The sequence below is a fragment of the Candidatus Methylomirabilota bacterium genome (assembly GCA_036001065.1).
Lineage (GTDB): Bacteria > Methylomirabilota > Methylomirabilia > Rokubacteriales > CSP1-6 > MNEF01.
In genome coordinates this window covers 51278-63492 of record DASYUQ010000169.1, presented here as the reverse complement: position 1 = coordinate 63492, position 12215 = coordinate 51278, and the positions used below count along the sequence as shown (strand labels likewise).

Annotated in this window: 16 protein-coding genes; 9 read left to right on the top strand and 7 right to left on the bottom strand. The window is 70.1% G+C overall.

Annotated features, from left to right (window positions below):
* The 3 genes from VGV13_16700 to VGV13_16690 form a co-directional block, all read left to right on the top strand.
* Positions 1-320 (top strand): SDR family oxidoreductase (locus VGV13_16700; protein HEV8642731.1); only part of this gene is annotated, 320 nt, incomplete at its 5' end.
* Positions 321-957: 637 nt separating this feature from the next.
* A complete protein-coding gene (locus tag VGV13_16695) occupies positions 958-1347 on the top strand; it encodes a nuclear transport factor 2 family protein (GenBank protein HEV8642730.1) in 390 nt (129 codons plus the stop codon).
* An 81-nt stretch (positions 1348-1428) separates the two neighbouring features.
* Positions 1429-1758 (top strand): DHCW motif cupin fold protein, encoded by a 330-nt coding sequence (locus VGV13_16690; protein HEV8642729.1) that lies wholly within the window; start codon positions 1429-1431, stop codon positions 1756-1758.
* On the opposite strand, the gene VGV13_16685 is transcribed toward VGV13_16690, so the two are convergent.
* On the bottom strand, positions 1755-2207 hold the full coding sequence (locus VGV13_16685) for a hypothetical protein (GenBank protein HEV8642728.1): 453 nt from the start codon (positions 2205-2207) through the stop codon (positions 1755-1757). The genes VGV13_16690 and VGV13_16685 overlap by 4 nt on opposite strands.
* A gap of 18 nt (positions 2208-2225) precedes the next feature.
* Here VGV13_16685 and VGV13_16680 point away from each other — a divergent pair, with 18 nt between their 5' ends.
* From VGV13_16680 to VGV13_16670, 3 genes are read left to right on the top strand one after another with little or no spacing between them, the layout of a single operon-like run.
* On the top strand, positions 2226-2468 hold the full coding sequence (locus tag VGV13_16680) for a hypothetical protein (protein ID HEV8642727.1): 243 nt from the start codon (positions 2226-2228) through the stop codon (positions 2466-2468).
* A gap of 57 nt (positions 2469-2525) precedes the next feature.
* Positions 2526-3281, top strand: coding sequence for a glucose 1-dehydrogenase (locus VGV13_16675; GenBank protein ID HEV8642726.1), 756 nt, complete (start codon positions 2526-2528; stop codon positions 3279-3281).
* A gap of 60 nt (positions 3282-3341) precedes the next feature.
* On the top strand, positions 3342-3755 hold the full coding sequence (locus VGV13_16670; protein HEV8642725.1) for a hypothetical protein: 414 nt from the start codon (positions 3342-3344) through the stop codon (positions 3753-3755).
* A gap of 108 nt (positions 3756-3863) precedes the next feature.
* Here the strand turns inward: VGV13_16670 and zwf are convergent, their stop codons facing one another.
* From zwf to VGV13_16645, 5 genes are read right to left on the bottom strand one after another with little or no spacing between them, the layout of a single operon-like run.
* Entirely contained in the window at positions 3864-5354 is a 1491-nt protein-coding gene (zwf, locus tag VGV13_16665; GenBank protein ID HEV8642724.1) for a glucose-6-phosphate dehydrogenase, read from the bottom strand.
* The gene (locus VGV13_16660) at positions 5338-5568 is read right to left on the bottom strand and encodes a hypothetical protein (protein HEV8642723.1); all 231 of its coding nucleotides are present in this window, start codon (positions 5566-5568) and stop codon (positions 5338-5340) included. The genes zwf and VGV13_16660 overlap by 17 nt, the downstream gene beginning before the upstream one ends.
* Positions 5568-7661 carry an RpiB/LacA/LacB family sugar-phosphate isomerase gene (locus VGV13_16655; protein HEV8642722.1) on the bottom strand — a complete coding sequence of 698 codons (2094 nt, stop codon included), beginning with the start codon at positions 7659-7661 and terminating at the stop codon, positions 5568-5570. Before VGV13_16655 ends, VGV13_16660 begins: the two co-directional genes overlap by 1 nt.
* A gap of 3 nt (positions 7662-7664) precedes the next feature.
* A complete protein-coding gene (pgl, locus tag VGV13_16650) occupies positions 7665-8408 on the bottom strand; it encodes a 6-phosphogluconolactonase (GenBank protein ID HEV8642721.1) in 744 nt (247 codons plus the stop codon).
* Between the two features lie 59 nt (positions 8409-8467).
* On the bottom strand, positions 8468-9913 hold the full coding sequence (locus VGV13_16645) for a gluconokinase (protein ID HEV8642720.1): 1446 nt from the start codon (positions 9911-9913) through the stop codon (positions 8468-8470).
* A gap of 30 nt (positions 9914-9943) precedes the next feature.
* On the opposite strand from VGV13_16645, the gene VGV13_16640 reads away from it, so the two are divergent.
* The 3 genes from VGV13_16640 to VGV13_16630 all read left to right on the top strand — a co-directional run bounded on the left by VGV13_16640 (position 9944) and on the right by VGV13_16630 (position 11764).
* Positions 9944-10165, top strand: coding sequence for a hypothetical protein (locus tag VGV13_16640; protein ID HEV8642719.1), 222 nt, complete (start codon positions 9944-9946; stop codon positions 10163-10165).
* A 28-nt stretch (positions 10166-10193) separates the two neighbouring features.
* Positions 10194-10481, top strand: a complete 288-nt coding sequence (locus VGV13_16635) for a hypothetical protein (GenBank protein ID HEV8642718.1) — start codon at positions 10194-10196, stop codon at positions 10479-10481.
* A 242-nt stretch (positions 10482-10723) separates the two neighbouring features.
* A complete protein-coding gene (locus VGV13_16630) occupies positions 10724-11764 on the top strand; it encodes a hypothetical protein (GenBank protein HEV8642717.1) in 1041 nt (346 codons plus the stop codon).
* Positions 11765-11811: 47 nt separating this feature from the next.
* On the opposite strand, the gene VGV13_16625 is transcribed toward VGV13_16630, so the two are convergent.
* Positions 11812-12207: a hypothetical protein gene (locus VGV13_16625; protein HEV8642716.1), complete on the bottom strand. Its 396-nt coding sequence runs from the start codon at positions 12205-12207 to the stop codon at positions 11812-11814.
* Positions 12208-12215: the final 8 nt, after the last annotated feature.

The window sequence follows — 12215 nt, the reverse complement described above, 5'->3', positions numbered from 1 at the left end:
GCCTCGTCGAGACGCCGGCCCGCGTCTTCGATGCCGTCGAAGAGGCGATCGGGCCTGTTACGGCGCTTGTACTCTCTCATTGCCACTCGATGGACAGCGGCATCCTCGAGACGACGACCGAGAGCTTCGACTTGCACGTTGCCGTGAATGCGCGCGCGAGCTGGCTGCTGGTGCGCGAGTTCGGCCGACGCTTCCGGGCTGCCCGCGGGCGCGGCCGGATCGTTGCGCTGACCAGCGATCACGTCGCCGGCAATCTACCTTATGGCGCGAGCAAGGGAGCACTGGACCGTATTGTCCTCGCGGCGGCTGTCGACGCGTGACATGGCCCGAATTGGATTATTGATGCTCCGAGACGGAGACTGGGCTGGACGGCAGGTCGTGTCGCGGGACTGGACGCGGCGGATTAGGAGCGTCGTGACGCCGTTTCACGAGTTGAACCCACCACAGTGGCGAGCCCTTGGAACGGGCAACCGCTGGGCTTACGGCTACCTCTGGTGGGTCTGGGATGCGCCCAAGTCCTCAGGCTCGTTCGTCGGGGCCTACGCCGGCATGGGGTTTGGCGGACAGTTCATCACAGTCCTACCCGAACTCGACCTGGTCATTGCTCACAAGACCGACACCACGCAGCCATCGCAACACTCCCCGCGACAAAGGTCCGTCTCCGGCGCCGAATACGACGCGATTCTCAGGCTCTTGCTAGCGGCTCGCTGCCCGGCCGGTCAGTGCCCGTGATCCGGCTATCGCTGACACGTACCAAACGTGCTATACGCTGTCCTTGCATCCCGCCTTCATGGCAGTATGCATCCTGGTAGTTGGTGCCGCTGCTTCAACGTAGGCAACCATGCGAGCCTGGTCGCAATGCCGCCCAACCCGCCGGTGAAGCGGACGTGCTTCGGGCGGTTTCGCCGCCTTTCGCACGGCGCTTACCGCCAACGTGAGAGCTCAAGGAGGCAAGCCATGGCCCAGCAGAACGCGGTCCCGGTCGAAACATTGAAGGCAATCGCTCATGCGTTCAATGCCCACGATCTCGACGCCATCATGGAGTTCTTTGCCGACGATTGCTCGTTAGACATGCCCCGCGGGCCGGAGCCCTGGGGACAGCGCATGGTAGGCAAAGTGGCCGTGCGCGAGGGGCTAGCGACGCGCTTCAAAGGCCTCCCAGACGTCCACTACAGTGATGATCGACACTGGGTCAGTGGCGATATGGGCGTTTCCGAGTGGCTTCTGACCGGCACGACGCCAGAGGGACGGCGAGTTCGAGTGCGCGGATGCGACCACTGGGAGTTTCGAGATGGGAAGGTCATTAGGAAGGACTCGTATTGGAAGATCGTTGAGAAGCCGGCATAACGGGGCACCACGAAGGAGGGGGGCGTTCCTGGACGAGCTGAAGCGGGAGTTGAAGGGGTAAGGCATCGGGAGGGAAGACTCATGAAACTCGCGGATATCCCGTTCGGCACGACCGATTGGTCCTCGATTGAACGAACGGAGCACAAGGGTGAAACGGGTATCGCCTATTGGCGCACGTGCACCTTTGGCAGCATCCGGGTTCGCATGGTCGAGTACACGCCAGGTTATTTCGCGGACCATTGGTGCGCGAAAGGCCACATCCTCCTGTGTCTCGAAGGTGCGTTGCATACCGAGCTCAAAGATGGCCGGCGGTTTGTTCTGAAACCGGGCATGAGTTATCAAGTCGCTGATAACGCTGAACCCCACCGTTCATCGACAGTGGTTGGCGCGAAGCTCTTCGTGGTTGACTAAATCGATGCCGTACTCGTGATGAAGAGCAACGTGACCGAGATCGCCCCGGAGACGTACCGGATTTCGACCTTCCATCCGGAATACGGCATCCAGTTCAACCAGTTTCTCATCAAGGACGACGAGCCTTTCCTGATGCACACGAGTTTGAGGAAGATGTTTCCGGTCACTCTCGACGGCGTCTCATCGATCATCGACCCGTCGAAGGTTCGCTGGAGTGGCTCAGGGTCGCGCCACGGGCGCAGGCGGTGTGCAGCTTCGTCGGGGCCGTCGTCATGGTCAACGACTTTGCCGATCGCCCCGCCCGCTCGCTCACCGATGGCGAAGCGCTTTCGATCGGCCGTCGCCGCCTGCGATTCCTGGCCACCCCTCACGTGCCACACTGCTGGGACGCTGGGCTGTTTTTCGAGGAGGCGGATCGGACGCTCCTGTGCTCGGATCTCTTCTTCCACCCTGGAAATCCCGAGCCGGTGACCGAAGCGGACGTGGTCGGACGCGCAAGCTCGGCGATTCTGAAGAACCTGGCGGGTCCGATGGCCAAAGATATGCCCTACACGCCGTACACGGAGGCCACCCTGCGGAGGCTCGCTGGCTTGGAGCCTCGAACCCTCGCCCTGATGCATGGCTCCACGTTCAAGGGCGATGGGGGCAAAGCGATCCTCGCCCTCGCTGAAGTGATCAAGAGGGCACTCGGCCCGGCCGAAGCCGCCTGACAATGGGTGTCGGAGTAAGATGCTGGAGAAGCAAAGGCGCAATGGGGAGGTGACCGGGTGCCCGAGCTCGAGGGCAGAGTCGCGATCGTCACAGGCGGCAACGGCGGTATCGGTCTCGGCATGGCGCGGGGGCTCGCGCGCGCCGGCGCCCGCGTGGTGATCGCGGCGCGCGACGAGGCGAAGTCCAAGGATGCGGTGAAGGACCTGGCGGCGCTCGGCCCCGGCGCTCTCGCCGTCACGACGGACGTGACCGACGAGGCGGCCGTCCGCCGGATGGTCAAGGCGACGCTCGACGCGTTCGGACGGCTCGACGTCCTCATCAACAACGCGGGCACCAACATCAGGAAGCCCCCGCACGAGGTGTCGCTCGCCGAGTGGCGCCAGGTCCTCGACACGAACCTCACGAGCGCCTACCTCTGCTCGCACGCGGCCTACCCCGCGCTGAAGACCGGCGGCGGCAAGATCATCAACATCGGCTCGATGATGTCGATCTTCGGCGCCGGCTTCGCCCCCGCCTACGCCGCCTCCAAGGGCGGGATCGTGCAATTCACGAGGGCGTGCGCCTCGGCGTGGGCCCGGGACGACATTCAAGTGAACGCGGTGCTGCCTGGCTGGATCGACACCGCGCTCACGCGCCGGGCGCGGCAAGAGATCCCGGGCCTGCACGAGCGGGTCCTGCAGCGTACGCCGGCCGGCCGCTGGGGCACGATCGACGACATGAGTGGCATCGCGGTCTTTCTCGCGAGCGCGGCCTCCGACTTCGTCACGGGAGCCGCGATCCCGGTGGACGGTGGCTTCTCGATCCAGGGTTGAGCGGCCCGCTCCGGGAAATTCCCTTGCCCGTTCTGCGCGACGCCTGCTAGGCTTGCGCCCATGAAAATCCAGAGACTCCTCAGCCCGCTGCTCGCCCTCCTGCTCCTCGGGGCGTGCGCCACGGCGCCCGCCCGACCCATGCGGAGCGAGTTCGAAGACATCCCCGTCCCGAAGGGCCTCACGTATCTGCCGGGCAAGTCGATGATCATCGAGTCGCCGACGGTCAAGGCGGCGCGTCTCGTCTACCGCGGCCGGCTCGAGCCGATGAGCCTGGGCGTCGCGCTGCGCGCGACGCTCGAGGCCAACGGCTGGCGCCACGTCAGCAGCACGAGCGTGGAGCGCGGCACGACGCAGGTCTACGAGAAGGCGGGGAGCTCCCTCGAGGTCCTCGTCTGGGAAGGCTGGATGGGAATCTTCACCTACGTCGAGCTGACGGCAAGCCGCGCGCTCGCGTCGGCCAGCACTCCGCGCTAGCTAGTTAGTCCGCGCGATCGTCGGGCGCGGTTCGAGCGCCGGCTTCCGCCGGCGCAACCGATTTCTGGGGGTGGCTCGGAGGGGGCCGTCGAGGCCCCCTTCGACGATTTAGGGGCGGCGCCAGGCGCCGCCGTCCCGCGCGATGAACGCCTCGGCCTCCGCCGGTCCCCAGGAGCCCGCTTCGTATGGATAGAGGGGCGGTCCCGGCGCCGCTCCCCATGCGTCCAAGACCGGTCCGAGGAGTTGCCACGCCTTTTCGACCCAGTCGCCCCGCGCATAGAGCGTCGCGTCGCCGTGGATGGCGTCCAGCAGGAGGCGCTCGTAGGCCTCGGGCGGCTCGCCGCCGAAGACCTCACCGTAGCGGAAGTCGAGTCGGACGGGGCCGAGTCTCAGATCGGGGCCCGGCGTCTTCGCGGCGACCGTGAGCGCGATGCCTTCGTCGGGCTGGATCCGGATCACGAGCGTGTTCGCCTCCACGCCCGTCGGGCCCCGCTGGAAGATCATGTGCGGCGTGCGGTGGAAGCGGATCGCGATCTCGCTCACGCGCTTCGCGAGGCGCTTGCCCGTGCGCAGGTAGAAGGGCACACCCGCCCACCGCCAGTTGTCCACGAGCAGCCGGAGCGCGGCGTAGGTCTCCGTCTTCGAGTCGGGCGCGACGCCCTTCTCTTGGAGGTAGCCGGGGACGGACTTGCCCCCTGCGAAGCCGGGGCCGTACTGGCCGCGCAGGGCGGCCTCCCGGATCCGCGCGGGATCGAACGGTCGGATCGCGTGCATGACCTTGTTCTTCTCGTCGCGCACGGGACCCGCATCGAAGGTCGCGGGCGGCTCCATGGCGATCAGGCAGAGGAGCTGGAGCAGGTGGTTCTGCATCATGTCCCGCAGCGCCCCGGCCTCCTCGTAGTAGGCGCCCCGCGTCTCGACGCCGATGGACTCGGCCACGGTGATCTGGACGTGGGCCACGTGGTTGCGGTTCCAGAGGGGCTCGAAGATGCCGTTGGCGAACCGGAATACGAGGAGGTTCTGGACCGTCTCCTTGCCGAGATAGTGATCGATGCGGTAGATCTGCTCCTCGCGGAAGACCCGCGCGAGCTGACGGTTGAGCGCGCAGGCCGTGTCGTAATCCTGGCCGAAGGGCTTCTCCACGACGATGCGCGTCCAGCCGTCCTGGCTCCGGGCCAGGCGGGCGGCGCCGAGGTGCTCGACGATGTCGTCGTAGAGGCTCGGCGGCGTGGCGCAGTAGAAGAGTCGGTTCTCCGGACCGCGCCGGCCGCGCTCGATCTCCTCGAGGAAGCGCTTGAGGCGGGGATAGAGCTCCGGATCCTTGGGGTCGCCGGGCAGATAAAAGAGCGTCCGGGCGAAGCGCTCCCAGACGATGTCGGACGGCGGCTGGACGCGTCCGAACTCGACGATGGCCTCCTGCATCCGCCGGCGGAACTCGTCGGTGCTCATCTCGGTGCGGGCCACCCCGACGATGGCGGAGGGCTCCGGGAGCGTCCGCGCGGCGTAGAGCGCGAAGAGGGCGGGCATCAGCTTGCGGCGCGTCAGGTCGCCCGACGCGCCGAAGATGATCAGCGTGAAGGGCTCATCGACGGACGGCATGGCCACCGAAGGCGTTCCGGAGCGGGGCGAGCTTGGGATCGGCCGCCAGCGCGCTGAGCGCCAGGTCGAGCCCATAGTCGGAGGGGGGGAGGACGCGCCGCCCGTCATCCTCAGAGTACGTGTTACCGCCTTCCCGGACAGTGTCGCGGCGCTGGAGCAGCTCGGCCAGCTTCAGCGCGTCCGCGAGCTCTCTGAGCGAGGAGACGATTTCCATCAGCGCAAGTTCCTGTCCAGCGCGGCGGTGAGCCGATCGATGGCATCCACGACCGGGCCCTGGATGGGCAGCCAGAGCGCTCGGCGGTGCGCCGCTCGCAGCGTCGCCAGATCGCCTAGCGCCTGGGCCATCTTCAGCGTCCCGAAGCCGTAACGCTCGCCGGGAATGGGCAGGTCCTCGCGGTCCTCGGCGGATAACAGGAGGAGGATCGGCGTCGGCGGGCCGCCCTTGTGGAGCTGCCCCGTCGAGTGGAGGTAGCGGGGACCATACCCCACCGTGGTTGCCAGACGGGTGCGGTCACGCAGCAGTGTGCGGAGCCGCTGGAGCGCGGCGGTCGTCGCGGCCTCCGGCGTGAGGTAGGCGAGGAGCGCGACGTAGTCGCCGGCGCGCGCCTGACCGAGGACGCGCACGACGTCGTCGGCGGCGTCGGCCGGCCATTCGGGCAGGCGCCCGCGCTCCTTGAAGGTCGCCAGCGCCGTCTGGGTCGCCTCCTTGGCCTGGGCGACGTTCGGCTCGTCGAACGGGTTGACCTCCAGCAGCGCCCCGGCGGCCGCCGTCGCCAGCTCCCACCGGAAGAACTCGCCGCCGAGGTCGAAGCGGTCGGCCAGGGGAATGCGCGCCACCGGATGGCCCGCCGCGCGCAGCGGAGTGAGCGCGCGCTCGATCGCGGCATCCGCGCCCAGGGTGAGGGCGACGAAGACCCGGTCGGCGCCATAGACGGCCGGCGGCCCCGGCGCCTCGTCGTGGACGACGACCAGCCCCCGGCCCTGCTTGCCGGTCGACTCGGTCAGGAGCTGCTCGAGCCACCCGCCGAACGAGCGGATCGACTCGGAGAGCACCAGCGTGACCTTGTCCCGTCCCGCGGAGGCCGAGCCGCCCAGCACTGCCGCCAGCCGGAGACCCGGATTGTCGGCGGCGGGCACGGTCGCCCCGCAGGCGGCCGCCATGGCGCGGGCCCGGTCGAGCAGCCGCGTGAGGTCGATGCCGACGAGCGCCCCGGGGACGAGGCCGAAATAGGAGAGTGCCGAGAAGCGGCCCCCGATGTCGGGCGCATTGAGGAAGATCCGGCGGAACCGGCCCTCGGTGGCGAGCCGCGCCAGTGGCGTGCCGGCGTCCGTGATGGCGACGAAGTGGGCACCCGGTCGATCGACGCACTTCTCCAGCTCGGCGCGGAAGAACCGGTAGAGGGCCAGCATCTCGGCGGTCGTTCCCGACTTGGAGGAGACCAGGAACAACGTGCGCGCGGGCTTGAGCCGGCCGAGCGCGTTGCGGATCGCGCCGGGGTCGGTGGTGTCGAGAACCGTGAGCGCGGGCGCGCCCGGAGGCGGCGGAAAGGTCGAGGCCAGCACCTCGGCGGCCAGGCTCGATCCGCCCATGCCCAGCAGCACGACGTCCGCGAATCCTTCCTGGCGCACCGAGGCGGCGAACGCGTCGAGATCGCCGACCTCCGTCGGCATCGTCGCCGGCGTCTCCAGCCAGCCCAGCCGATTGGCGATCGACGGTCGCACCGCCTCGGCGTCGCTCCAGAGGCTCGCATCCCTCTTCCAGATCCGGGCGCCGACCGACGCGCGCTCGAGCCGCTCGAGCGCGACGGTGACGGCGGGCGCGGTCGGCCACTCGGGCGTCGCCTCAGCGACCGCGTCGTCCCCCAGGGCCGCCTCCAGCGCCAGCACCTTGGCCAGCCGGCGGGCGTGCCGGGGGGCGCCGGAGAAGCGCGCGCCCACGAACGCGCGCGTGAGCTGGATGGCGAGCTCGAGGCTCACCACCCGCGCGCCCAGGCAGAGGACATTGGCGTCGTCGTCCTGGCGCGCCTGGCGCGCCGTGAAGAGGTCATGGCCGAGCGCGGCGCGCACCCCGCGGATCTTGTTGGCGGCGATCGACACGCCCGCGCCGCTGCCGCAGATCAGGACGCCGAGCTCGGCGCGCCCGTTGCGGACCGCCAGCCCCACCGCCCGGGCGTAGTCGGGGTAGTCGACGGGATCGGTGGACGAAGGAGCGAGGTCCAGCACCTCATGGCCGTCGCTCGTCAGCGCCCGGATGAGATCCTTCTTGTAGGCCACGCCGTGATGGTCGCCGGCGATCGCGATGCGCATCGCTCACGCCTTGAGCAGCGCGGCGGCCGCGCGATCGAGCAGCCACAGGAGCCGCCCGTTCTCCGGCCGCACCATGCCCGCCGGCAGCATGGCGCCGTCGGCGAGCACCGCCTTCACCGCCTTGGCCTTCTCCGCGCCCGCCACGATGAAGACCGCGCAGGCCGCCGCGTTCAGCACGGGGAAGGTCAGGGTGAGTCGCTGTGGAATGGCCGCGGCGGCGGCGTGGACGGCGGCGACCGGGCGGAAGACCTCCTTGAGCGCCGGAGAGCCCGGGAAGAGGGAGGCCGTGTGCCCGTCGAGACCCATCCCGAGCAGGATCAGATCGAAGCGCGGCGTGCCCCCCCGGCGCGTGCCGAAGACCTCAGCGAGCGTGCGCCCGTACTCGGCCGCCGCCGCTTCCGGGTCGTCGCGTTCGCCGCGCATGCGAAAGACCTGGGAAGGCGGGATGGCGACCTTGCCTAGCAGCATCTCGTGGGCCATGCGGTAGTTCGATTCCGGATGCTCGGGAGGCACGCAGCGCTCGTCGCCGAAGAAGACGAAGGTTCGCGGCCACGGCATCGCCTCGCTGCGCGGAGGAAGCGCCAGCCGCGCGTACGTCTCGCGCGGCGTCGCGCCCCCCGCCAGCGCGACCAGGAAGCGCCCGCGCGCGGCGACGGCCGCGGCGGCTTCCCTGACGATCGCCTGCGCCGCGGCGTCGGCGAGCGCGCCGGGATCGGCAAACACCGCGACGTCCGTCTTGGTCTCCATGGCTATGCCCAGATCATACCCCGGACCGTTTCGCCGCCCGCGTCATGGCCGCCGTCGGCTCACAGGAGCTTCCGGTCCAGCCCTCGCTGGCGGTCGAGGGCCTCGCGATAGCGCGCGTGTCGCGCGGCATCGGGATGAAAGATCCTGGGCAGCGGCGCCGGCGCGGACGGGAGATCCGGCAGCCGCCCCAGCGCCTCCAGCGCCAGCAGCGCGGCGCCGCGGCTCGTGGCCTCCTCCTCGCCGGACAGGGTGATGGGGTGACCCAGCGCGTCCGCGATCATCTGCGCCCAGGCCGGCGATCGTGCGATCGCGCCGCCGGAGGCGACGACCTGATGGTCGGGCGCCGCGCACGGCTGGAGCAAGTCGTAGACCAACGAGATCCTGAGCGCGACGGCTTCGAGCGCAGCTCTGAGGATCTGGAGCGCGGTCGTGTCCAGGCCGAGCCCGGTGAGCGCCGCCCGCCGCTCCCCGCGCCAGCCGGGGGCGCGCTCGCCCGCGACAAACGGGAGCATCGTGAGGCGGTGCGTGTCCGGCGTCGCCGCGGCCAGCGCGGCCTCGAGCTCCTCGCCGGCGGGCAAGCGCAGCACGTCGCGGCACCATTCGTACACGTTGCCGCCCTCGGAGAGGGCCCCGCCGATGAGCGATAGCTCCCGGTCGACACGGTAACGCCAGAGCCCCCAGGGCGGGCGGCCCGGCGCGGTCGTGGCCAATCGAAGGGCCGCCGACGTCCCCACGTTCAGCGCGACGCGGCCGGGAGCGATGCAGTCCGAGCCGATGTTGCTGGCCGCCCCGTCGCCCACGGCGGCGAACCAGGGCCGGCCCCGTAGAGCGGGCCAGCGTTTCGCCCACTGGGGCCGAAACCCCCGCCGCGCATCGCGGCGGTCACAGAGCGGGAACAGGTGCCTCTCATCAAGTTCCGCGGCGGCCAGCGCCTCGGCGTCCCAGCGCAGCGCCTGCTGGTCGAACAGCCCCGTGGCGGAGGCCATCGAGACGCTGGTGGCTGCTTCGCCGAAGAGGGTCAGCTCCAGATACTCGCCGATGGAGCCCCACCGGGCGACGCGCGCCATCTGCTCGGGTCGCTCGCGGACGAGCCAGCGCAGCCTCGCCGGCCAGTACGAGGAGTGCAGGTGGCACCCGGTGCGCGCATGGACCGCCCTCTCGTCCAGGGCGTCTCTCAGCAGCGCCGCGTCCGGCGCGCTGCGCGTGTCGGCCCACATGTAGATGGGCGTCACGGCCTGGCCGGCGCCGTCGAAGCCGAGCAGTCCGTGCCAGAAGGTGGCCACGCCGACCCCCTCCACGTCCGGCGGCCGGCCTCCCGCCTGCACGGCGTCGAGACAGGTCACCACCGCGTCGAAGAGCTGCTGGGGCTCGTATTCCACGCCGCCGTCGGGCGTCACCCTCGGGCGATAGCGCACCCGGTGGAAACGGCCCTGCAGGGGCCGGCCCGCATCGTCGTACGCCCCAGCGCGGGCGGACGAGGTGCCGATGTCGAGCGCGATGATCATGGATAGGGCGCCTCGGGTAAGATACCGCTCATGGGGGAGGCCTGGGAAGTTCTCACGCTGCGCGGGCTGGCGGCGACCGACGAGCGCGCCGAGGAGTTCACGGGCACGCTGGTCATCCACCGCGTCGGCAGCACCGAGCCGGTGGAGTCGATCACCGTGCGCATCAAGCGGTCCATCCTCAGCGAGGTGCACGACACGCTCGGCCGACTGCTGGCGCGGTCGAAGGGTTTCCCGCGGGGCGGCGGCCGCTGAAGTAGAATGGGCCCCGAAGGAGGGTCCGATGGCACGCATCCGCGTCCTGAGCCCCATCGGCGTCGAGTCCAGCGAGACGGTCACCGTTCCTGCGCTCCCGCCGGACCTCGCGAACCGCACCGTGGGCTTCCTCGACAACACCAAGCCCAACTTCGACCGCCTCGCCGGCGAGATGGGCCAGCTGCTGCGCGAACGCTACGGCGTCAAGGCGATCGTCCACCGCCGGAAAGCCAACGCGTCCACGGCCGCATCGTCCGAGCTGATCGCCGAGCTGGCGAAGGCGTGTGACGTCGTCTTCGCCGGCTCCGCCGACTGAGGGTCGTGCACGTCGTGGAGTCTCCACGACGCCCTTGAGCTGGCCAAGGTCGGCACGCCGCCCGGACTGATCGCCACCACCGCCTTTCAGGGGCTGGCCGCACGCCAGCTCGCCGCCCGCGGCGTCTCCGGGCTGCCGCTGCTGGTGATCGAGCATCCGCTCGGCGGCGAGCGCGCCGAGGCCGTGGTGCGCCGGGCTCAGCAGGCCATCGAACAACTCGCCAGTCTCCTCGGGCGTCGCTGATGGCGACGCGGGCTCGGGACCTCGAGGTCGAGGACGCACCGGAGGCCCTTCTCGAGGCCTTCGTCGAACGCGAGTGGTGCGACGGGCTGCCGATCGTGCCGCCCACCGAGGACCGCGTGCAGGCGATGCTGGGCGGCGGCGACGGGCAGGGCTCGCTGGGCGCGATGCCCCCCCTCTGGCGCGAGGCCACGCTCGAGACGCTGGCGGTCAACGCGGTGATGGCGGGGTGCCGGCCGGAATACTTTCCCGTGATCGTCGCCGCAGTAGAGGCGATGCTGGACCCCGCCTTCAATCTCTACGGGGTCCAGGCCACGACGCATCCGGTGGCGCCCCTGGCCATCGCCAACGGTCCCTACGCGCTCGAGATCGGCCTCCACGGCGGTAGCGGCTGCTTCGGCCCCGGCTTCCGGGCCAACGCCACGATCGGCCGGGCCCTCCGCCTGATCCTCATGAACGTCGGGGGCGGCTGGCCGGGCCGGCACGACATGGCGACGCAGGGCAGCCCCGCCAAGTTCAGCTACTGCATCGCCGAGAACGAGGCGGCCTCGCCGTGGGGCCCGCTGCACGCGGCCGATGGCGTGACCGTGTACGGCGGCGAGGCGCCGCACAACGTCAACGACCACTGCTCGACCACCGCTTCCGGCGTCCTCACCACCGTCGCCCACACCGCGGTCACGCTCGGCTCCAACGTCGGCTGGTATTTTTCCCAGAGCCAGCTCCTGGTCGCCCTGGGGCCCGAGCACGCTCAGACGATTTCCGCCGACGGCCTGACACGCGCGGATGTGCAGCGCTTCGTCTACGAGCACGCGCGGCTGCCGCTCCGCACGCTCAAGCTGGGCGGCGCCTGGGGCATGCAGGACTGGCCCGCCTGGATGATGGCGTTGCGCGACGACGATGCGCGGCCGCCGCGCGTACCGTCGCCCGAGGACGTCTTCGTGATCGTGGCCGGTGGGCCCGGCAAGCACTCGAGCGTCGTGCCCAACTGCTGCTTCAGCCGCGCCGTCTGGCGTCCGATCCGTGTCCCGGGCCGCAAAGCGTGAGGGCGACCGAGCCCGAACGGGCGCAAGGTGGCGCGAGGTGCCGGGATCTACCGGGTTCTATCGCCGAGCAGGAGCACGATCGCGGTGAGGAGCAGAGCGACGCCGGTGATTCCGGCGCCGCCGAGCCGCTCACCGAAGAGGAACATGCCCAGCAGGGTCGCGGTGAGCGGCTCGAGTGGGTGACGACCCCGGCCACCGATGCCGGCACCCGGCGGAGGCCAACCGGTTATCGCCAGACAGCGGGGGAGATCGGCCCGGGCGATGGCCAGCGCGCCCGTGATGAGCCGCGCGCCCAGGAGGAGCAGCACGGCGGCCACGGCGAGGCGCGCGGCGCCGATGAGCGGCGGGTGGGCGTCGGCTCGGGCGACGAGGACGGCGGTGACGGAGCCGGTGGTGCCCCAGGAGACGGCCGCCAGAGCGATCAGCAGAAGGCCCTGCAGCACGGCGGGGC